The following is a 22,157-nucleotide window of genomic DNA, read 5'->3' as shown; positions in this document are numbered from 1 at the left end:
CAAGGTCGCTTGATTGGTTTGGCTCACTTTACGGTGGGGTATATCCTAACTTATGCGGCGTTCTTGATTGCTTCGACTGCAAGTAAGTTCGGTTAATCTGCAACTGGTAATTAGTTGAAAAAACCCCCTGCTGTTATGGCGGGGGGTTTTTTTTGAGATTTTTTGATAGGGGTTGCGATCGCCCGAATCTGGGGACCCAAAAGTTTTGGAATATTATCGCGTGTTTCTGTTGCAAAAATTTAGATCAGAAACCGGGTTTCTGATTGGGCAATTGGGCAATGCTATGATTAACAAATATAAACAAAATCACAATAAATGACCCGATTTATCTACGACCAATTTACCAAACAATACATCCAGGAACTATTAAAGCAATTAGGGCAAACTGAAACCAGCAAAACTATGGCTTCAGAACGGCGAGAAATTGATATATTTTTCACGCCCAACCCCGAAAACATCGCCGATACCAGTCACCTCGGCTTACTGGGAAGGTTGGCAACAACTCCATCGGTGTTTGAACCCTTTAGCAATCCGGTTAAACCTAGAGAAATTTGTAGTTGTCTGGTAAAACTCTTAGATATCAAGGCAGAATTTGAACGTCAATCTGTCCGGGAAAAAAGACGGATTACTTCCGCCGAATCACCCCGGTTGTGGATAATGACTCCCACCGCATCCGCTGCCGTCCTAGGAGATTTTGGCGCAACCTTAGACTTAGAAAACTGGATGAGCGGCGTCTACTTTCTCCCCAAGGGACTGCAAAGCGCCATTATCGTCCTCCACCAACTACCGCCGACGCCAGAAACTCTGTGGTTGCGGATTTTAGGAACCGGCAAAGTCCAAAAACAAGCCCTGCAAGAACTGTATCAACTCCCACCGGATAATCCCACGCGAGAAACCACGCTAGAATTACTGTACAACCTGCGTGAAATGCTAGAAGCTCGGCAAAATTTAGCCCCAGAAGAGAGGGAGTTAATTATGGAACTATCACCCCTGTATTTACAACGGTTACAAACTGTTAAAGAAGAAGGTATCCAGCAAGGAGTTCAGCAAGGCATCCAGCAAGGAGTCCAGCAAGGACAGCGCAGGCTGGTGGAAAGCCTGCTGCAAGTGAAATTTGGTACCGTGGATGCGGAATTAGCCTCTATTATCGAGGCGTTAATCGAAATTCCCCCATTGGAGCAAGCTCAGTTGATTTTGCAACTATCCCGCGAGGAGCTTTTAGCTCGATTTTCCCGTGACTTCTGAAGCTGGGGGAGGGACAAGAAACGGGGTTTCTAGCAAGATCGGGGTTCTCATCAAAGATTTAGTCAATAAACCCGGTTTCTAACTCTGGGGTAGGGGACAAGAAACCGAGTTTCCCAAAATGACCAATGACCTCCGAAAGTTATATCTGAAATCTTGATGAGCAAAAGCTGATGAACCCTAGACTTAGACCCGCCTCCTTTATGATTAGCCCACTTTACCTATTAATCAGTTTATTGTTACCCGGTTGTTTTGCCATTCCCTTGGGGAAATCGGGGGCTGAAGTGGGCGCGTCATCGCAGCTTGCCCTTGGGGCTAAACGCACCGCTGAAATAGATCGCCTCGTTGCAGACAGCCTCGGGGAGGAGGGACCCGGTGTCGCGGTGCTGATTCTTGATCAGGGGGCGATATGGCAAAAGGGCTATGGTTTCAGCGATGTGGTGGCGCAACGCCGGATTACCCCGGATACGGTGTTTGATTTGGCTTCGGTATCCAAGCAAATGACAGGAATGGGGATTTTAATCCTGATGGAGGCGGGAGAATTGGAACTAAAAAATCCAGTCATCGAGCATCTGCCGGATTTTGCCGATCCCAACCCTGATGATCCGATTTTAATTGCTGATTTGCTCTATCACACCTCGGGTTTAGCCGATTATACAGGGGAGGCTTGGCAGGGGACAGATGCGGCTTTTGCCCGGTTAACGGTTGAGGATCATTTGCAATGGTTGAATAGCCAGGAGATTGAAGGCGATCGCGGCGTTGAATTTGAGTATAACAATAGTGGTTATGCTCTGTTAGCCTTAATCATTGAGCGGGTTTCCGGGCAACCTTTTTGGGACTTTATGGCAGAGCAGATTTTTAGGCCCTTGGGGATGAATAATACCCTGGTGTTTGCGGATTTAGCACAACAGATCCCCAATCGGGCTGAGGGTTATGCGGTTTCCCCTGAAGGGACGTTTAGCCCCTCTGCGTCCCCTTCGGTGATTGCGGGGGATGGTAACATTTTTAGTTCTATTGCCGATTTAGCCCGTTATGATCAGGGGTTACGCAATGGCGCACTGGTGGACCCCGTAACCTTACAATTAGCCTTCACATCCGGTACTTTGGATAATGGCGAATCTTTGGGCTATGGTTTAGGATGGGCAGTAGCTCCCGACTATGTAGAACATAGTGGCAGTTGGTACGGCACCAGCACTTTTTATCGCCATTATACGGAAAAGCCGGTAACAATCATTGTGTTGTCTAATGATGAAAATTATCCGGCGGATGAGTTGGTGGATGATCTGGCGAAGTTGCTGGGATATTAAGGTGCAGTTCCTAATTCGATACATGGGATTTACAGGGATTTATGCGATCGCCAATGTTCGATGAAGATATCAGGAGGCAGAGCCTCAGATTTGGCATTCCCTGGCAGAGCCAGGGAACGAGGTTGATATACATTCCCAGGGCAGAGCCCGGGAATGAGATAGATTACTCGGGTTGACCTGTTTTCCGCAAGGTTTCTTGGGATACTTGTGTCCATTCAGTATGGAAGAATTCACCCCGGGGTTTATCGGTGCGTTCATAGGTATGTGCGCCGAAATAATCCCGTTGGGCTTGGGTGAGATTTTGGGGGAGCCGATCGCGGCGGTAGCTGTCGAAATAATCTAGGGATGCACTAAATGCCGGAACTGGAATCCCCATTTTATTTGACATGGCAATGACATCTCGCCACGCTTCTTGGCGGTCCAAAATGGTTTGTTTGAATTCTGGTGCTAGGAGCAAGTTCGGTAATTCGGGATTTTCATCAAAGGCTTGCTTAATTTTATCCAAGAAAGCCGCCCGAATAATACAGCCGCCTTTCCAAATCCGGGCAACTTCACCCAGATTTAAGTTATATCCAAACTGCTTTGAGGCTTTGCTCAATAAATCCATCCCTTGAGCGTAGGAGCAAATTTTAGAGCAGTATAAGGCATCGCGAACCTTATTGATAAATTCCTGAGTGTCTCCCTCAAACTTGATACTCGGTCCGGTTAATTGTTGAGCAGCAGCAATCCGTTCTTCTTTGATAGAAGACATAATCCGGGCATTCACCGCAGCGGCGATCGTGGGAATGGCAACGCCTAATTCTAAGGCATCGGCAGCAGTCCAGCGTCCGGTGCCTTTTTGTCCGGCGGAATCCATAATCATTTCCACCAGAGGCGCGTTGGTTTGTGGGTCGAGGTAGCGGAAAATCTCTGCGGTAATTTCAATCAAAAATGAGTCAAGTTCTGGGGTGGTATTCCACTCAGCAAATACTTGTTGTAACTGGCGATGATCCAGTCCGACGATGCTCTTGAGGAGGTCATAAGCTTCGGCGATGAGCTGCATATCGCCATACTCGATGCCATTATGCACCATTTTGACATAGTGGCCGGAACCGCCAGGGCCGATATAGGTGACGCAGGGACCATCATTGACCTGGGCGGCGATCGCAGTCAGGATGGGTTCTAAGTCTCGGTAGGCTTGTTCGGTCCCACCGGGCATCAAACTGGGCCCCTTGAGCGCCCCTTCTTCTCCACCGCTGACTCCCATGCCGACAAATCCGAGTCCCGTGGATTCCAAGTCTTTGGTCCGGCGTTCCGTGTCTTGATAGAGGGAATTTCCCCCATCAATAATCATGTCGCCCTCTTCTAATAAGGGCCTGAGTTGAGCGATCACTGCATCCACGGGACCCCCGGCTTTCACCATCACTAGGATGCGGCGGGGGCGTTCTAGGGATGTGACAAACTCTTCTAGGCTGTAGGTGGCTTTGACTTGTTTCGTGCCTCCTCTGGCTGCCATGAATTTATCCGTAACGCTGCTGGTGCGATTGTAGACGGCTACGGGAAAGCCCCGACTTTCGACATTAAGGGCCAGGTTTTCTCCCATGACGCCTAGACCAATCACACCAAATTTCTGCTTACTCATAACGTTTTGGGTCTCGTTGTGTTTCTGTCTCTTACCTTTTTTAGGGTAGCCCGTTCAGAGTAATTCTTCAGTTGAACCCTGTTGAGAACTTTATCTCCAGTTTTCCTGAGATTGCCTGAGTTAGTGGCACTCAAATGTTTGCCAACACTTTACTAGAGGCACTCTGGCATTTTTACCGCAACTGAAAATGGGAGGATTCGCTGTTGACAGATTCTTGACAAATGAATCCAATTTTAAGGGTGGCGTCTGAGCAAATCATGAGGAGTAGGGTAAGACTCCTGTAGCGACGGGCTGCGATCGCCTCGCGTGAAAATCCAATCAGCCCCCCCAATATCCTGACTTCCACTCCCAACCTAGCATGATCGTCTTTGGGGAAGATCCGATCGCCGTCTCTGGAACGGTAGAATGACCATTGTAGAGACGAACGGGTGAGTCGTTCATGTAGTAGACAGCAGGGGGAACCGGCATTATGCTTCCATACATTCTGGCCTTAGCCGTCGCGGTGGGTAGCTTCGCGATTTATATGGCCGCTTTCTTTTTTCCAGAAGTCCATCGCAAAGGCGATCTCGTTTGGAGTGGCGTTGGACTGTTTTATGCTTTAGTCTTATGGTTCTGTGCAGGCCGGATTTCCGGGGCGGTCCTGTTGGGACAAATGGCGAGTGTGGGGTTATTAGGGTGGTTTGGCTGGCAAGCCTTAACCCTGCGGCGACAAACGACCCCACTGGCTGAACAAACTCCCGTATCTGGCGAGCAAATCGATCGCCTTACCGGCGGGTTAACCGGGATGTTTAAACCCAAATCTGCGCCGAAAGCTCAAAAAGTATCTCAACCTGTCCCCCAAACGGCAGTTAAGGTCGCGGAACCAGCAGTTGCGCCCCCTCCCGTGGCGACGGTTCCCAAGGTCCCACCCGTCCCAGTGTCCCCGGAACCCGTGACTCCGGCAAAACCAGCGGCGAAGGTGACCACGGCCCAACCCAAAACCCCTCGATTTGCCGATCGCTTCTCTTTCTTGTTTAAAGGTAAAAACAAAGATAAAAACACCGATAAATCTAAAGTTAAACCCACTCCAGGGACCAAAATTCAACCCCAGCCCCCTGCTGAGGTGGCCTCAGTTCCCAGTCCTGAACCGACCCTGGTCCAGCCTCCGGTTCCCGTAGAACCCCCACTGGCTGAACCGACCCTCGTTCAACCTCCGGTTCCCGTGGAACCCCCGCTGCCGGAACCCGGTTTAATCCAAGCGGAACCGGATCTTATCCCGGTGAAAATGCCCGGGGAAGTGCCAACGGAGGATGCCACCGATGAACGACTAGAAATGCCTGCGGCAGCCGCAATGGAAGGCGCTACGGTGGAATCTCAGGTGTCGGAGAATGATGATTTTGGCTTTGAAGATGATGATTTAGAAGGTCCGGGAGTTACAACAGGGGTAGCCGCACCCCTCCCCAATCCCCCTCTGGATGAACCTGTTAAGCCCTCACTCAACAAAGTGGCGGCCAAATCAGCGACTCCAGTAGCTAAAAAAACCCAGGGACCCAGCTTATTGACCCAAATTCAAGAGGGTTTACGAGGATTGCTGAATTTCCGCAAGTCGCCTCCGGTGAAGCCTACACCGCCGATTTCTAAGCCGGTTGAGATGAAAACTGAGGTGGAACCCAAACCAGCGATCGCAGTAGACTCGATGACCTCAGACTCGATGACCATGCCAGTTGAGACGAAAACTGAGGTGGAACCCAAACCGGCGATCGCAGTAGACTCGATGACCTCAGACTCGATGACCATCGAATCATCCCCGGAAATTACTGACACCAAACCCCCCCAAGAAACGCCGACGGTTGTCATTACCACTGCCGATGTGATTGTGGAAGTTACGGTCCAGGAAGGGGAACCTGTAGAGGTCGTCACTTCCGCTACTCCCTCCGCAGAAAAAGCGGTAGAAGCAGTCATCACAACCGATGAGGTGATTGTAGCGGAACTCGTAATGGAGCCAACCTCACCCAATCCATCGGAAACTGAAGTACCAAACCTGGTTGAGGAGTCCGGATTGGAAATTTTACCAGAAGGGAGACTGACCCCTGAAGTTGTGGAAGACTCGGCATTGGTCATTCCCCTAGAGGAAGTGGTACTTGAGGTGATGGAGGTTTCTGAACCGCTGTTAGAAGTGACGGAGGCCGATCGGGATGACTTGGAGTTCTTAGAAATGGAGCGCGATCGCCTATTAAAGCGCCCCCAACGGCAAGATCCGGCTGTGGTGGAGGCTACCCCAGAATCTGGCGAGGCTCAGTCTCCCGTCACCCCACAGCCTGACATAGAAGCTAACTCGCAGAAGGAAGAGAATTCATAGCGCTCAGTTTAACTTGGGGAGTGTGAGCAAGATGCGCGCACTCCTTTTTATAAGCTATGGGGACCGCATGAGACTGGCAAGCGTTCTCGACTGGTTTGATGAGGAAGAAAGCGAATTCAGTTGTTCCTAGAAATTGAATAGAACGACTGAATTCGTTACTAGGAACTCAAGAAAGTCCTAAAAATAAAATCTTCTATAAGAGATCCCCCCAACCCCCCTTGTTAAGGGGGGCTTTAGCAATTCGGCCAACTTTTAATGCCAAGGGGGGCTTTAGCAATTCGGCCAACTTTTAATGCCGAAGTTTTTTTAGGGAAATCCCTAAAGAAAGAAACCCTATTGATTATTCGTGAATGCGACCGTCTGGCATGATGGCCCCGGTTAATTTAGTACCAATGAGTTTAACAAAAAGGCGGTCTTTGGTGCCGATTTTCGCGCCGCGTAGGTCTGCGCCGGTTAAATCGGCTCCACTTAAATCAGCTCCGATTAAATTAACATTTTGTAAGTTGGCATAAGTGAGATTGGCTTGCAATAAATTGGCGCGGAATAAGTTAGCGCCTTGCAAGTTGGCTCCCGATAAATTAATTTTGTGTAAAAAGCCATCACTGAGGTCAGCTTGACTGAGGTTAGCATGGCTTAAATTTCTGCCCGATAAGTCTTTTTCCCGCAGGTTTTGACCGCGTAAATCGGCTCCGGTTAGGTCGGGATTGTGCGGTTTGTGCGATCGCCATTGGCCCTGACCCTGAGCATGAGTATGAGCGCTCGTCCGATCGCTGGCAGGGGGAGGATTGGAGTAGGTGTAACCGGCACTGGATTTTTGGGGTTGATATCCTGATGAGGGCCGATCGCTAAAATGGGGTTTTCCCGGATTGGAGCGCAGGCGATCGCGGGCTTCATTAATTTGTTTTAATTTATCTTGGGCTTTGGAAACCAGGCGAGCATTATCTTTGGGAATGCGATCGGGATGCCAAATGAACGCCAAATCTTTATAAGCCTGGTTCACTTCCTCTAGTGATGCTCCAGGCTCTAACCCCAGTTCTCGATAGTATTTATCCAGCTCGTTCATTGGCGATCGCTCTACGCTCTTAATAGGAAGTGGCGTGATTGGCTCCGAACTTGGAAAAAAATGCTCCCTGGGTTCGGGGTTAACCGTTTCCAGGGTAACACTTCAAGGGAAGGTTTGCCCTGTGAGTCTCCCCCCTTGCTCGTCAAGACTGGGTTGCGGCGTTGCTGTTTTGAGGGGACGGGTTTCGCTCCGGTAGGAGGTGATGATAGACTAGCAAAGGTTTTCAGTTTCAGGAGCCCTGCATCCAGTCGAGATGTAGTTACCCTTTAAAACTGGAGACTCTTTCAGGTAAGTACATCCGCTTCCCCAGAGAATTTAAGGGGCGATCGGTTCTCTGAAATGAAACACGCATCTCAAATTGGGGTTAATCCCAATCCTTCCCCCTTCGAGGTTGATCGGAGCCACTTAAAAACTAACCCAAGTCCAATCAATTTGACAAATGAGACCCGTTTAATGGGTATTCAATCAACGTAAACCCCTAAAAATTACCGAGGATTTAGCTCTAATTTATTGCGGTACGAATTACCACCCCTAATATCAAATTCCCCAATCTGCTGCGGTTTTGTTAAAACTTACCCTGCAATTATTCCGGAATGATTCTCTCCTCTCACCCTCTTGATTTAGGTACAAAAGTCTATGTACGAACAGTCCCGTCAGTTTCCACAAATTCAATCGGCTTTTCCTGAGCGATCGGTCTTGTTATCCATTTCTCCGATAGCCAGCATTACCGTTATTCTGATTGGCTGTATGGTCATTCTAGGATGGATGTTGGATATCCCGACGCTCAAAAGTGTTGTCCCTGGATTGGTGACCATGAAAGCAAATACAGCGATTGGTTTTATCTTGGGAGGAACTTGCATTAACTTATGGCATCGTGGGTCCAGAGAGAGTCAGAGTAGGCGGGTTGCTTTAATTTGTGCGCTGTTGGTTTTGGCCCTAGGGTTGTTGACTTTAATTCAGTATGGGTTTGGCATCAATTTAGGGATTGATCAACTGTTTTTTAGAGAAGGGGTCAATGCTGTTGCTACGGCAAATCCTGGACGAATGGCCCCGAATACCGCGTTTAATTTCCTATTATTGGGTTCGTCTTTGGTGCTGATTTGTATTCCCAGACCCAATTTTTTGGCGGCGCAATGTTTGACGATTTTAGGGTTTTTAATTGCCTTCTTTGGGTTTTTGGGGTATTTGTATAGCAATGCTTTTTTTTATCGGTTAGATAAAGCATTTACCGCGATGGCATTGCATACGGCAGTAGGATTTATTGTGCTATGCTTTGCGATCCTGTTTGCCTGTCTTGATGTGGGAATTATGGCAGCCATCGCCAGTCCTTCGGCGGGCGGATTGATGGCAAGACGACTTTATCCCGCAGCGATTGTGATTCCTCCGATGTTATGTTGGATCATTTTAATCGGTTGGCGGGGAAAGTTATACACAGAGGAAATGGGAATTTCGCTCCTGGGGATATTAAATGTGATGGTTTTTTCGGGGTTGATTTGGTGGAATGCCTGGACTCTAGGGCGAATTGATCGCCAGCGACTGCAAGCAGAAAGCAGCCTGAAAGAGGCATTTGAATCCCTAGAATACAGGGCGAGGATGCAAAAAACGCTGTCTACGGAGTTGGCAACCGCATTTTCTCAAATTAGAACTACAATGAATGAATTGGAAGCTTCTGCAACCGCTACAGCAGACCAAGCCAAGGCAGCCGATGCCCAAGCGCATCGATCGCGATCGCTTTCATCTGGGGGAAAAGCAGCGGTGGACCGGACTCAAAGTGGGATGCATACCTTAGAAGAAAAGGTCGGAGAGATTGCTTCGGAGATTACTCAGACTCAACAGCAAGCGGCTCAAATTGGGGAGATTTCTCGGTTGGTCAGTCATTTAGCCACTCAGACCAATATTTTGGCCTTAAATGCGGCGATCGAAGCGAGTCGAGCCGGGGAACAGGGGAAGGGATTTGGGGTCGTTGCCAGCGAAATTCGGTCTTTAGCAGACCAAAGTAAAGTGCTTGCACAAAAGATTACTAACTTAATTAGTGATATCCAGACGGCAGTTGCCTCTACGGTGACGGTAACAGAAGAGGGTATCGAAACGGTACAAACAGGGGTGGCGATCGTTCAAGAAATGGCTGAAGCCTTTGACGGGGTTGCTCAAGCGATCGACAATATTTTTATTAATAATCAAAATATTGCGTTAACAGCACAACAGCAAGCAGCAGCGATCGCTCAGGTGGTTAATGTGATGAATGCGATCGACCTCAACCCTCATGAAACCCTCTCCAAACATCGGCATAGTTGAGGGGCCTGGAGGACTCCCGGACCCGCAGAAATCGTTCTCTACCGGGGACGGATACGGGCTAAAATCAATCAGTCTTGACCCAGGAGAATACTAACTCTCCCCTTTTGAGGATTGATTTTAATCAAAATAAAATCTTTTCACAATTGTCTAAATTCTATGCCTGGACAAGGATTTGGGTGAAGGATCGCAGAGAAAATCCTCAGAAAAATTTAGATGGATTTTTGAGTTGGGTTGACAGATCCTGGGAAAATCAATCATAATTAAGTGTTGATAAGCCTCTCAAGAATTCAGGCTAGGTCAAGGGTGGGAAATTAAACCCTTTTCTAGGCAATCCACGAAATGCAACTCTTAAATAGGATGAGGTAAATTATGGCAGTTAACTTATTGGATGCGGATTTTTATCGCGCTGTTAATCCAGACTTGCGCGGATTAAACAATCAGCAAGCCTTGGATCATTTAGTAAACTTTGGTTTAAATGAAGGACGGATATTTTCTCCGGCAGTGGATTTGGACTACTATCGGCGGAATAATCCCGGGTTAGCCGCTGCCGGGGTGACCAGCCGCAGGCAACTTTATGATCATCTTTCTAACTTTGGTGTTCGAGAAAATCGCCCCTTTTCATTAGTATTTAATCCGGCTTTTTATGGCACTGCTAATCCCGGGCTGGCATCGGCAGGAATTGTCGGGAGTGAAGCTCTCTTTAATCATTACCAAAACTTTGGAATTAACGAGGGTCGTCCTTCTGCGATCGCCTTTGAGCCGAACTTTTACCGAGGCGTCAACCCTGACTTACAACAAGCGGGATTAAACAACCGGCAGTTAGTTGAACACTTTCAATTTATTGGGGTGAATGAAGGACGGACTTCCTCTCCTAACTTTAATGTCCGCTTCTATCTAGCCGCTAATCCAGATTTACAGCAAGCATTTGGGTTCAACTTCCGGCAGGCATTTGAACATTATTTATCCAATGGAATACCAGAAGGACGGATTGCCACTCCCGGAGGAATCCCTCTGCAACCGTTACCGCTACCCATACCGATACCCATTGTCGTACCTGGGGTCACCCCAGAAACGGCTTTAAATGTTGGGGTACTCACGGGAGTTCAAACCTTTAATCAGTCAATTTCTAGTGGCGATACTAATAACTACTACCGCTTTAGTTTGACTGGACCAACCAACTTAAATGTGGTGCTTAATGGCCTGAATCAAGACGGCAACCTAGAACTATTTTTTGATAGTAATAATGATGGAAGGGTGAATACCACGGAACGAATTGGCGTTTCCACGCAACCCGGAACCCTGCAAGATTCCATTACGGGATTTTTCACAGCAGGTAACTATTTTGTGAATGTTTCCCCCGGGGTTGCGGGGGTAGAAACTCCCTACAATTTGAATTTGATCGCCACACCGATTACGGGAGATATTGGGGGGAATAGCCCAAATACAGCCACTAATGTGGGAGTTTTGTCCGGGACTCGCCGAATCGATGACTTTGTAGGGGATGCGGACCCTCAAGACTATTTCCGGTTTGTACTCAATGATGTGAGAAACGTGAATTTATTGCTCACGGGTCTCAATGATGATGCGGAGTTGAGGCTGTATCAAACCATTAATAATAATGGGGCGATCGCGCAAGGGAACTTGATTGAGGACTCTATTCAAAGTGGGACAACCCCGGAAGGGATCAGTCGCACATTAACCCCTGGGGATTACTTAGTGTTGGTCTCTCCTGGGTTCCAAGGGGTGAATACAAATTACAGTGTAACGCTGTCTGCATAGAACGCGACAGTCCGTCTATTTCATCTATAAAAAAAGCCTCTCAAAAGCATGAGAGGCTTTTTTTATAAGAGGGTTCATGTTTCAGCTTTAAGCCTTCTAGTGCCTCCGGATTTCACGTTGCTGGGCAAATCCCCTTGCAGAAAGATGTTTGTCCAATTTTTCAATATTTTTTTAATCCCGGTGATTATTTTAGCGGAGATTGGGGGTACTCTGAAATCAGAACCAATTTAGGGCGATCGCCCATTGATTTAAGGAGTTGCATTATAGCTCATTCACTGAACAAATGCAGCCACTCAGTCCGCTCAGTCTACTAAATTGAAGTTGTTTAAAGGGGTCTCTATTTGCCTAAGAATTCTCGATACCCACTTCAGAAAACCGGCTATTATCCCGAATTAAAGCGTCAACGGGGGGAGATTTGGGAGATAAAAAAGCTTTTTTGTGGCAACAAAGTATTTGATGAAATAGCCAATTCAGCAGGTTAATCATTCATTTAAAATCAACCCAAACAATGAGAATCTGATGCAGGTTTATCTCGATTAAATTTGAGATAGGGAGCGGATAACGAGGGATTCAATCGGGATGAAATAGGTTACCGGGGCCGCCAGATTTGCCAGCCCCCAAGCGGGGAAATTAACAAGCCGATCTCGGTTCTTCAGCCCGTTGACTCCAAACATTTCCGATTGAAAAATGAGCCGATAAGCGGCGGTCCGTATTTGGAGGGCAGATTGTGCGTTCAACATATCCCCTCTGATTGATTTGAATTTTGTTCTACAGTGTAGAGAAATTTGCCTCATGTTAGAAAGTAGTGAGTTATTTGACCCGAAGTCTGCCCTCCGCCAAAATAGCGAACCCTTCACAGGGATTGCTTCGGGTCCATTCAGTGAAGATTTCCCGGGGGCGATCGCCGCATTAGGAGTCCATCCCAGCCAACCCAATGGTTTACAGAACCCCGAGTCTATTCCCCAAGGGTTATCCCCTCGGGAATCTGCCCTTTGGGAAGACTTCGCCCGGTTTTTCCCCGAGTTCTCACGTCCCTCTCACCAGCCCCGAGATCCCCTAGAAACCCTCGGGTTGCAAATGCTTCAAGTGAGGATGGTACAGTCCCCTAATCTAACAGATGCCGACTCGCGGATAGATGAGGAACAGGTTCTCTCCGTCACCCGCGATCACCTCACGGATTGGAATGGCGGCGACTCTCACGCGACTCCTAGCTTAACCGGCACTCCTGAAAATCCCTTACCAACCTCGGGACCTCTCAACCCAGAATCCGGCCCAGGGGATACAATAGCTACCGCCCTTCCCATTGCGATCGCTGGATTAGAAAGCGGCGATCGCGCCTTGCAGTTTGAACCCAATCAAACAGTTGTCGGACAAGTGAGTACCAACCATCCCGAAGACTTCTATCGGTTCAGTCTGGAACACCCCGGGATTTTTACCGCTGAACTCACAAATTTGACCGGAGATGCAGACTTACGCCTCGTTCGAGATTTCAACGGCAATAGTATCATTGACCCCGTTGCCGATCGCAATGGCAATGGCATGATCGATCCCGAAGAAATCGAAATTATTGCATGGCAACCCCATCGCGGTACTAGCGATGAATCCATCCGCCAATTTTTAGATCCGGGCACTTATACCCTCCAGGCGATCGCCTTCAATCACAACACCACCAATTACAGCCTCACGACTCAATTTACCCCTAGTCCCACAGATCCCCAAGCCTTTGCCCTCCAACTCAATTTCGGACCCGGTACTGAAATCCTAACGGATGCTCATCGGCAGACTATCCGCAAAGCCGCCGATCGCATTGAACAAATGGTTACACAAAGTCCCTTTAATGTTCCCCATACTCTCATCGTCGATATCGAATCCGGGGATTTCGGCCCGGGATTCTTAGCATCCGCCGGACCCACTAGAGTGCGACGGCTCGATACTGCGCCAATTCCCGTTCACGGTGAAGTTGTCTTCAACACCAACCCGGAAAGTGATCTACTAGACCATCCGCGCTACCTTTATGATACAATGGTTCATGAACTCACTCACGTTGTGGGATTTGGGACTTTATGGGAAGACTACCAGGCGATCGCTGATTATAACCAGGGTTTATACGATGCCAATACCTTTGCGGGGCAGGTATATGGAGAAATGCTTGGCACATTCATTCCCACTCCTGTGGAACTCACGGTTAACGTGGGAGAAGGTTCAGACTTGGGTCACTGGCGCAAAAATCCCACCTTTGACAACGAAATTGGCGTAGAAGCGGGACATCCCAATGAGCAGCAAGTCACCAGTGCCTTAACCCTTGCCTCCTTACGAGATCTCGGTTGGACAGTCAACTATGGGGCTGTAGAAGAGTACATTTTACCACAATTTAGGAGCCCATTCGCTTAATCTGGACCGAATCATTCTCATGGGGAATGCCAGCCACTCTTTAGGGGTAGTTTTATTGACTGCCCCTAAAATTAAGAGTTGGATTTCCGAAATTCTGTCACTTCGGCCAAAGAAAAATATGATACAATTAGAAGCAAACAAAAAGTCAGCGATCGCCGGATTTAAACCCCAGAAAGCGATCGCCTCAAACCCGACGCCGGTTCCTTAATAGCCGAGAAAAATAGATTGTGTTAGACGCCGCCAGCTTATTTAACGAAAGCTATTACCTCAGCCACAATCCCGACGTGATGGCGGCAGTTGGCGCGGGGATTTTAACCAGTGGATTCCAACACTTTATCGAGGCGGGTCAATTTGAAAATCGTCAACCTAGCGCTTGGTTTGAACCGGATTTTTATTTAGCCTTATATCCCGATGTCAGGACGGCAGTCAGTAGAGGAGAAACCACAGCTTTTCAACATTTTATCGAGGCGGGCCAATTTGAAAATCGCGATCCACTGACAGAATTTTTCACGGATATTTATCTTGATCGCAACCCGGATATTGCCACAGCCGTGACAGCGGATTTACTTACCGCTTATGAACATTTTGTCAAGTCTGGACAAGCAGAGGGACGGTCCCCCGGACCCAACTTTGATACAGCATTTTATTTAACCCATCATCCGGATGTTGCTGCATTAGTGAGAACAGGACAAATCAGTGCCGTCGAACATTACCTCTTATTCGGCGCATCAGAGGGACGTCTTGCAACAGAAAATAACTCCCCCCTCGTCCTCAATGATACCCTGGAATTGGGGGTGCTGGAGACCCGAAACCTAACCGGCACAACTTCCCCAGCCACTTCGCCGCAACGTTATCGGTTTCGCGTAGATAACCCCACTCAAGTGAGTTTACTTCTGAGTAGACTGAGTGATGATATTCAGGTGACTCTGTATCAGGACTACAACAGCAACCATCTCCTCGACGTCACAGAGGCGATCGCAACTGATACCGAACCGGGAACCCGCGCCAAACTCTTGAACCGAGTCTTAAATCCGGGGGATTACTCCCTGGCGATCGCAGCCCAAAACGAACTAACCTCCTATCATCTGAGTCTGGCAACCCTTCCGTTGTCTAACTCCTACCCCAACTTCACGGAAAACCCCGAATTATACCCCCAAAACCTCGGTTTCCTCTCCTCCGACATCCTCCTGAGTAACATTGTAGAACCCAACAACTCCCCAGAAATCTACCAATTTACCCTCGATACAACCACCCCCGTTGAGATTGAACTCAATGGATTAACCGCTGATGTAGACTTATTTTTAATTCAGAATTCCCCGGAAACCGCCGAAATTTTCACTGAATCTACCACCCCAGGGAATCAACCCGAAACCATTACCCAGCCTGCCTTAGAACCCGGAAATTATTCCGTATGGGTGAACCCTGTAGAAGGAGAAACCCCCTATCACTTGAATCTGTCCCCGGATCACTCCACAGAGTTAGAGACTCGGACTTTGGACCTCCCACCCCCCATCTTTGACCCCAACTTTGGGTTTGGGTTAGTGGATGCTGCCGCCGCCGTAGCGCGGGTCCTCGGAGAACCGACCCCATTTCCCCAAGTTGCTAATCCCATCGTCAATAATTATGCCTTAGATGCAATCAATGTACCCACCGTTTGGGATCGGGGATATACCGGAGAGGGAGTGGTTGTCGCAGTTTTGGATACCGGAATCGATCTCACCCATCGGGACCTCCAAGGAAATCTCTGGGTGAATGTCGGTGAAATTGCCGGTAATGGGTTAGATAATGATAACAATGGGTTTATTAATGACGTTCAGGGCTATGATTTTGTAGATGGAGATGGGAATCCCTCCTTTTCTCACTCGACCGAACGTCATGGAACGCACCTCTCCGGGATTATTGGTGCCCAGAGAAATGGGATTGATGGTACTTTCAATGGGGGAGTTCCCTTTGATGTCACTGGAGTGGCATACAATGCGACATTAATGCCGCTGCGTGTTCTGGACGATCGCCAGTCCTTCGATGAATTTGAAATCGCCGTCGCTAACGGAATTCGCTATGCCGTAGAAAATGGTGCAAAGATCCTGAATTTGAGCCTAGGGAATTTGCCTGGAGAACCGCCTACCGAACGAATTGCCGAAGCCTTGCGCTTTGCGCGCGATCGCGGAGTCGTCGCCATCTTTGCCGCTGGAAATGAAGGACCCGCTAGGACCACTCAACCAGCAGATCCAGCCATTCGTGCCACCACAGGACTGGGAATTGCCGTAGGTGCAGTCGATCGCGATCGCCGAGTTGCTCCCTTTTCCAATCCTGCCGGGTCCGCCTTTGGTCCTTATCCTTTCCTGGTAGCACCCGGAGTCGGCATCCGGTCCACCACCCCCAATCAGAATTATTTTACCATAGACGGCACTTCTATGTCTGCTCCCTACGTTTCTGGGGTGGTTGCCTTGATGTTGCAAGCTAATCCCAATTTAACCCCTGCGGAAGTCGAACGCATTCTCATCGAAACAGCCAACCGTTCTAGCCTCTGGGTTTAACCCCGTGAAATCGCGATCGGAACCGTAAACCCCAGCGGTTCTAGCCTCTTCGTTATAACAAAGGGCAGGCGAGAGAAGGTTATATAGTCAAGGTTGCCAGAATTCGACACTTTCGACACTGATGTAACAACCTCCAAGCTTCATTTTACTAAAACTAACCCTTATTCATCCGGGGAGTTGAGTGACATCCCCCCACAAGAGGAAATTTTTAAACTCATCAGACTTGCGATTCAGCAGTAGTACCCTGAATTGTCGCTACTTTTGCAGCCTTAGAAAAATCGGTAAGAAATGATACTTTCGGTAGAGGTTGCGATCGCCACCCACACTCTAAGCTGGAAGTCATTGAGGAAAATTTAACTTTCTCAAAATAACAATCATAGAAGTATGCAACAGCCGCTTTTACCCCATGAAATTGAAGGCCAAAAGCGGCAACAATGCTACTGAAATTCAAAGGAGTTTTGTATGAAACAGATGATTAATTGGCTGAAAAATATTAGCCTTCGACAAATTTTAACCGGAATGATGGCAGGACTACTACTCTTCGTGGGGACTGCTTGCAGCAATACCCCGTCCGTCCTCGCCAAAACCTCGGACCAGGTGAGAGAAGAAATGCCCTCCAAGTACGTCAACTCCACCTATGAAGGGGGAATGAACGAGTATCCCGATACTGACCCCCGACAACAGGCGACTACCCGCGCTGAAGCCAAGGCAAAAGAACTAAAAGATAGCGCTGAACGCCGGATTAACGACGATTCCAGAACCTATCCCAATAAGGACCTGGGCGAGATCCTGGAAGAAGTCCCCGGACAAGTTTCTAAAATTGGCGATCGGGCTGAAAATGCCGCCAACGAACTCGGTAAACACGCCAAAGCCGGGGCCGAGTTAGCTCAGGAAACCGGGGAAACCGCCTTTGAAAAGACCCGAAACAGCCTGAACAAAGGTGCTAAAACCGCCGCCCGGGAAGCAGATAAACTCGGCAATAAAGCTCAAAACACCGCCGAAAACGCCACCGACGCCGTTAAATCTAAAGTCAAGCACGACCTAGATCGTTCCGGTAAAGCCCTAGAACGGACTGCCGATTCTATTGAATAGACTCTAACACTTCGGTTAGAGTAACTGGCAGTTTAGGCTAAAACAGCCTAACTCCCAATCCCCAGAGGCACTACTGTGCCTCTATTTTTTTTGTTTTTCGGGAGATGGGGGAGATGGGGGAGATGGGGAGGATGGGGGAGATGGGGAGGATGGGGGAGATGGGGAGGATGGGGGAGAATGTTGGTAGGACCGACTGAAGTCGTTTCCCCGTTACTTGGGGTCTGCCAAGTAACCCACCCACAACAGGAGACTCCAGTTCCTTCGGAAGCGCTTAAGCAGCTCATACAGCGTGTCATGGAGTCCGCCGTGACACAAGAGCAACGACGTCAGTCATTTCCTCCCCATCTCCCCCATCCTCCCCATCTCCCCAATCCTCCCCATCTCCCCCATCCTCCCCATCCTCCCCATCTCCCCGAAACCCCCTTCCTTGCCTGTTAAGGATAAATGACATTTATGATAAAATACGGTTTATGTACGACCGTGACCTAAGCGCACTAAATCTCGATGATGAGCTAGATAGCCCTCTGGATCATTTGGATGAGGCCCCCGCCGCCCCCAAGCCGGATCCGGAGAAAATGTTGCTATTGTTAGCGTCATCTGTTCCCGAACAGCGAATGATCGCGACGCGGGCATTCTGTGAAATCCAGGATGAACGCGCCATCCCCCACCTGATCCAACTGTTAAGCGACCCTTGCCCCCTTGTGCGGGTGAGTGCCGCGTACGCCCTGGGACGCAATACCAGTCCTGATGCCGTCGAACCCTTAATCGACCGGCTCAATTTGGATTGGAACGGCTACGTTAGAAAGGGTGTCGTTTGGGCATTGGGAAATTGTGCCGATCGCCGCGCCCTTGAACCCCTCCTGGAAGCCCTCAAAACCGACATTTCTGCCGTCCGCCTCTGGGCTGCCAGTTCCCTGGGTCAACTGGCTAATGTCGGCTATGATCTCGTTATTTCCGCTATTCCCCCCCTCATTTTTAGCCTACGCACCGACCCGATTGCCGCAGTCCGAAGTAACTGCGCCTGGGCGATCGGACAACTCTGCCGCGAACTCCCCTCGAACGTGGTGTATGCCGGGGCGATCGACTCCCTGATCGAAGTCCTAGAAGAAGATGAAGATATGGGCGTTCGCGAAGATGCCAAAGCCTCCTTATTACGAGTCGGAGACCCTCGCGGATTACAAATCATCGAGGAATTAGAACTCGATGGTTTATTGTAAAGTCAAAACCGCCCTCCCCATTCAACCCGAACGCTGATCCCACAAAGCCCGCCTCTGCGGGCTAAGAAACTTTCCTAATAAATCTAACATCAGTCATCCTCCCCATCTCCCCCATCTCCCCCATCCTCCCCATCTCCCCCATCCTCCCCATCTCCCCCATCTCCCCCATCCTCCCCATCTCCCCCATCCTCCCCATCTCCCCCATCCTCCCCATCTCCCCCATCCTCCCCATCTATAGTAAAAGGTAGGCATTGCCTACCTTTTCTGATTTTAAAGGTAGGTTAAACTCACGCAACCTGTATCTTTTAGTCTCACATCAAAACTAAATTTACCCCATGATTCCTTTTCTTGTATCTAAGCTCAACCCAATCACCCAAAAAGCCCGAGAAATCTTCCCCCCATTCCCGGGGCAAGTTGCAATTGCCAGTCTCACTATCACTGCCTTATTACTGGGTATGAGACAACTAGGAGGATTGCAACCCTTAGAACTGGCTTTGTTTGACGCCATGACCCGGACTCGTCCTGATCCGGGACCTGACCCCCGCTTACTCATCGTTGAAATTACAGAACAAGATATAGCAAACCAGGGAACATGGCCTTTTAGCGATCGCCTATTTGCCCAAGTCTTAGAAGAATTACAACGCCATCAACCCATTGCGATCGGCTTGGATATTGTCCGAGATATACCCAACGAACCGGGACATCAGGAACTGCTTGCCCAATTGCAACAACCCAATGTGATTGCTATTACCACTCTCGGTAATGAAGAGAAACAAAGAGTTTCTGCACCGGCTGGGATTTCCGCAGAACAAATCGGCTTCAATGACATTGCGATCGACCCCGATGGTAGAGTACGTCGCAATCTAATGTTTGCCTCCCAAAACGGTACAACTTTTCCTTCATTTTCCTTACAATTAGCCTTGGTTTATCTCAAAAGTAAAGACATAGAACCCATCCTCACTGAAACCCAAGAATATCAATTAGGAAATGCTATTTTCCCTAAATTAAAATCTAATGCCGGTGGGTATCAGGCTATTAATGCTAGAGGATATCAAACTCTGCTGAATTATCGCCATGAATCCGTTGCCCGAAAAATTAGTTTTACAGAGGCGATCGCCAGAGAGTTTGACCCGGAATGGGTGCAAAATAAAATTGTTTTAATTGGGGTGACAGCACCGACCCTAAAAGACTTATTTTATACCCCTTATAGTCGAGGAAGTGGTCAATTAAAAATGGCGGGAGTAGTGATTCATGGAGAAAAGAGCAGCCAGATTTTATCAGCGGTATTAGATGATAAACCGTTATTTTGGTTTATTCCAGAATGGGGAGAAGTTCTATGGATTATTTTTTGGGGAATTAGTGGTAGCCTAGTTGTTGAGAGATTTCGCAATTCCCTGATGATTACGGGAATTTTATTCATTGCATTAGGGCTAATTTTTGGCATTGGCTACAGCCTCTTTTTAACCGGCGGATGGATACCCCTAGCCGCCCCAGCTACCGCCTTTATTTTAACCAGTTTATTCGGCGTGATGTACCAGCGACAAATTGCTGGAAAACAGCAACAAATGGTCATGAACCTGCTGGGACAACAGACCTCCCCGGAGATAGCCACAGCCCTCTGGACCGAACGCGATCGGCTCATAGAATCAGGAATACTCCCCTGGCAAACCCTCAAAGCTACCATCCTATTTACCGACCTCAAAAACTTCAGTACCCTGGCCGAAACCAAGACGCCAGAAGAAGTAATGACCTGGTTAAATCCCTATCTCAGTGCCATGACTGATGAAGTATTAAACCATCACGGCATCGTTAATAAATTTACCGGCGATGGGATTATGGCAGCCTTCGGCGTACCCATTCCCAGCACGACCCCAGAACAGATTGCCAAAGATGCGGAAAATGCCGTCAATGCTGCCTTAGCCATGAGCAGAAAACTCCAAAAATTAAATCAAATTTGGCAACAACAAGGATTACCCAAGGTCCAGATGCGAATTGGCATTTTCACTGGAGTCATTACTGTGGGTAGCCTAGGGGGAAAACATCGCTTAGAATATGGCATCATTGGGGATAGCGTCAATACTGCCTCCCGCTTAGAAAGTTGTGAAAAACACCGCCACCCTGATGATTGTCGCATCTTAATTGTCCGAGAAACCTTAGTCCATATTTTAGATAAATTTAAAGTCGAATCCTGGGGAGCTTTACCCTTAAAAGGGAAATCCCAAACCATAGAAGTTTACCGCGTTATTGATTCCTTGTCCAAATAACATCAACAACCAAGTTCGTAATAACGACTTCAGTCGTTCTCTTGGTTCATTGTAAGTTACAATACCTCAATCCCAACCCACCTAATCTGATGAGGCCGAGAATTTTCACCCGCTAATGAGTCGGACCCCCTTAAACCCTCTGTAGAGGTATTATCCCGCGTCAATCAACCGCATTCAATCTGGTGCTTTATCATGCTGAAACGACTCTTGTTCCTAAATGCGATCGCCCTCTCCACCCTCTGCATTCTCAGCCTATCCCCTGTCCCAACAGCCCTCCGGACCCTCGCCCAAACCTTGCCCTCTCAAACCCCGGAAGTCATGCCCCCCCTAGATCCGGATGACAAACCCCCCACCCTTCCCGCAGGACCGCGAGACGAGTGCCTAACCGGGGAAAATTCCCCATCCCTCATTCCCCTACTGCCAGATTTAAACCAAAAAATCGGACTCACCGTTTCCCCCCATCCCTCCATCTTCGTCTATATCCCGCAAACCCGGGCAGAAACAGCCCTATTCGTCCTCATCGATGAACAGCGCGATCGCATTTATAGCCAACCCGTGGCATTAGCAGGGACCCCCGGCATCTTAAACATCACCGTCCCCGAAGATGCGAATATCCCCCCCTTAGAACCCAATCAAACTTATTCCTGGACCCTAGCCCTGCTTTGTCCCACCATAGCAGGGTTCCGAGAACCCAATATCTATGTCACCGGCAGAATCCAGCGGGTCGAAAATCCTGAATTAGCCCAGCAAGTGAGCCAAGCAATCCCCCAACAAGTTCCCTCACTTTCCGCCCAAGCCGGAATTTGGCACGACACCCTCCACACCCTCGCCCAACTGCGCCGGGAGAATCCCCAAGACACAACACTAATCGCATACTGGGAAAGCTTACTCACCGATGTCGGACTGGCGGATATCGCCCAAGCCCCCTTGCTCCCCCTCTTACAGGTATATGTTTTTATCACCTAGGGTATAATAGGGAAGGGAGGGACCCCAGGTATCCCCGGATGATGA

Annotated in this window: 15 protein-coding genes; 13 read left to right on the top strand and 2 right to left on the bottom strand. The window is 48.7% G+C overall.

Annotated elements, in window-relative coordinates:
- The 3 genes from NG796_RS26635 to NG796_RS25445 all read left to right on the top strand — a co-directional run.
- On the top strand, window positions 1-96 hold a 96-nt coding region (locus NG796_RS26635), incomplete at its 5' end, for a hypothetical protein (RefSeq protein WP_411268825.1).
- 219 nt (window positions 97-315) lie between these two features.
- Window positions 316-1,245 (top strand): hypothetical protein, encoded by a 930-nt coding sequence (locus tag NG796_RS25450; RefSeq protein WP_261210212.1) that lies wholly within the window; start codon window positions 316-318, stop codon window positions 1,243-1,245.
- Window positions 1,246-1,415: 170 nt separating this feature from the next.
- Window positions 1,416-2,549: a serine hydrolase domain-containing protein gene (locus tag NG796_RS25445; protein WP_261210211.1), complete on the top strand. Its 1,134-nt coding sequence runs from the start codon at window positions 1,416-1,418 to the stop codon at window positions 2,547-2,549.
- Window positions 2,550-2,712: 163 nt separating this feature from the next.
- Here NG796_RS25445 and gnd read toward each other — a convergent pair whose 3' ends face one another.
- Complete coding sequence (gnd, locus tag NG796_RS25440) at window positions 2,713-4,170, bottom strand: decarboxylating NADP(+)-dependent phosphogluconate dehydrogenase (protein ID WP_261210210.1); 1,458 nt, start codon at window positions 4,168-4,170, stop codon at window positions 2,713-2,715.
- A 469-nt stretch (window positions 4,171-4,639) separates the two neighbouring features.
- Here gnd and NG796_RS25435 point away from each other — a divergent pair, with 469 nt between their 5' ends.
- The gene (locus NG796_RS25435; RefSeq protein WP_261210208.1) at window positions 4,640-6,508 is read left to right on the top strand and encodes a Ycf66 family protein; all 1,869 of its coding nucleotides are present in this window, start codon (window positions 4,640-4,642) and stop codon (window positions 6,506-6,508) included.
- 340 nt (window positions 6,509-6,848) lie between these two features.
- Here NG796_RS25435 and NG796_RS25430 read toward each other — a convergent pair whose 3' ends face one another.
- Window positions 6,849-7,571 (bottom strand): pentapeptide repeat-containing protein, encoded by a 723-nt coding sequence (locus NG796_RS25430; RefSeq protein WP_261210207.1) that lies wholly within the window; start codon window positions 7,569-7,571, stop codon window positions 6,849-6,851.
- Window positions 7,572-8,207: 636 nt separating this feature from the next.
- Between NG796_RS25430 and NG796_RS25425 the strand changes: the two genes are divergently transcribed.
- From NG796_RS25425 to NG796_RS25385, 9 genes are all read left to right on the top strand, one after another.
- Entirely contained in the window at window positions 8,208-9,866 is a 1,659-nt protein-coding gene (locus NG796_RS25425; protein ID WP_261210206.1) for a methyl-accepting chemotaxis protein, read from the top strand.
- Window positions 9,867-10,235: 369 nt separating this feature from the next.
- On the top strand, window positions 10,236-11,645 hold the full coding sequence (locus NG796_RS25420; protein WP_261210204.1) for a hypothetical protein: 1,410 nt from the start codon (window positions 10,236-10,238) through the stop codon (window positions 11,643-11,645).
- A gap of 792 nt (window positions 11,646-12,437) precedes the next feature.
- Window positions 12,438-14,036 (top strand): pre-peptidase C-terminal domain-containing protein, encoded by a 1,599-nt coding sequence (locus NG796_RS25415; RefSeq protein WP_261210202.1) that lies wholly within the window; start codon window positions 12,438-12,440, stop codon window positions 14,034-14,036.
- A 227-nt stretch (window positions 14,037-14,263) separates the two neighbouring features.
- Window positions 14,264-16,573: a S8 family serine peptidase gene (locus tag NG796_RS25410; protein ID WP_261210200.1), complete on the top strand. Its 2,310-nt coding sequence runs from the start codon at window positions 14,264-14,266 to the stop codon at window positions 16,571-16,573.
- Between the two features lie 462 nt (window positions 16,574-17,035).
- A complete protein-coding gene (locus NG796_RS25405; protein ID WP_261210199.1) occupies window positions 17,036-17,665 on the top strand; it encodes a DUF6658 family protein in 630 nt (209 codons plus the stop codon).
- A gap of 177 nt (window positions 17,666-17,842) precedes the next feature.
- Window positions 17,843-18,103: a hypothetical protein gene (locus tag NG796_RS25400; RefSeq protein WP_261210197.1), complete on the top strand. Its 261-nt coding sequence runs from the start codon at window positions 17,843-17,845 to the stop codon at window positions 18,101-18,103.
- A 32-nt stretch (window positions 18,104-18,135) separates the two neighbouring features.
- Window positions 18,136-18,882, top strand: a complete 747-nt coding sequence (locus NG796_RS25395; protein ID WP_261210196.1) for a HEAT repeat domain-containing protein — start codon at window positions 18,136-18,138, stop codon at window positions 18,880-18,882.
- Window positions 18,883-19,217: 335 nt separating this feature from the next.
- Entirely contained in the window at window positions 19,218-21,146 is a 1,929-nt protein-coding gene (locus NG796_RS25390) for an adenylate/guanylate cyclase domain-containing protein (RefSeq protein ID WP_261210195.1), read from the top strand.
- Between the two features lie 192 nt (window positions 21,147-21,338).
- Window positions 21,339-22,112, top strand: a complete 774-nt coding sequence (locus NG796_RS25385; RefSeq protein ID WP_261210194.1) for a DUF928 domain-containing protein — start codon at window positions 21,339-21,341, stop codon at window positions 22,110-22,112.
- The last annotated feature ends 45 nt before the right edge of the window (window positions 22,113-22,157 follow it).

Origin of the sequence: Laspinema sp. D2d (genome assembly GCF_025370755.1) — a bacterium.
Lineage (GTDB): Bacteria > Cyanobacteriota > Cyanobacteriia > Cyanobacteriales > Laspinemataceae > Laspinema.
The sequence above is the reverse complement of the archived record's forward strand: the minus strand, read 5'-3'. Positions and strand labels throughout refer to the sequence as shown.

Excerpts from the sequence above, each read along its gene's own strand:
- NG796_RS25395 (WP_261210196.1), top strand. The coding sequence starts at position 18,136 with ATGTACGACCGTGACCTAAGCGCACTAAATCTCGATGATGAGCTAGAT.
- NG796_RS25430 (WP_261210207.1), bottom strand. The coding sequence starts at position 7,571 with ATGAACGAGCTGGATAAATACTATCGAGAACTGGGGTTAGAGCCTGGA.
- NG796_RS25415 (WP_261210202.1), top strand. The coding sequence starts at position 12,438 with ATGTTAGAAAGTAGTGAGTTATTTGACCCGAAGTCTGCCCTCCGCCAA.
- NG796_RS25450 (WP_261210212.1), top strand. The coding sequence starts at position 316 with ATGACCCGATTTATCTACGACCAATTTACCAAACAATACATCCAGGAA.
- NG796_RS25435 (WP_261210208.1), top strand. The coding sequence starts at position 4,640 with ATGCTTCCATACATTCTGGCCTTAGCCGTCGCGGTGGGTAGCTTCGCG.
- NG796_RS25445 (WP_261210211.1), top strand. The coding sequence starts at position 1,416 with ATGAACCCTAGACTTAGACCCGCCTCCTTTATGATTAGCCCACTTTAC.
- NG796_RS25425 (WP_261210206.1), top strand. The coding sequence starts at position 8,208 with ATGTACGAACAGTCCCGTCAGTTTCCACAAATTCAATCGGCTTTTCCT.
- NG796_RS25420 (WP_261210204.1), top strand. The coding sequence starts at position 10,236 with ATGGCAGTTAACTTATTGGATGCGGATTTTTATCGCGCTGTTAATCCA.
- gnd (WP_261210210.1), bottom strand. The coding sequence starts at position 4,170 with ATGAGTAAGCAGAAATTTGGTGTGATTGGTCTAGGCGTCATGGGAGAA.
- NG796_RS25400 (WP_261210197.1), top strand. The coding sequence starts at position 17,843 with ATGTTGGTAGGACCGACTGAAGTCGTTTCCCCGTTACTTGGGGTCTGC.
- NG796_RS25385 (WP_261210194.1), top strand. The coding sequence starts at position 21,339 with ATGCTGAAACGACTCTTGTTCCTAAATGCGATCGCCCTCTCCACCCTC.
- NG796_RS25405 (WP_261210199.1), top strand. The coding sequence starts at position 17,036 with ATGAAACAGATGATTAATTGGCTGAAAAATATTAGCCTTCGACAAATT.
- NG796_RS25390 (WP_261210195.1), top strand. The coding sequence starts at position 19,218 with ATGATTCCTTTTCTTGTATCTAAGCTCAACCCAATCACCCAAAAAGCC.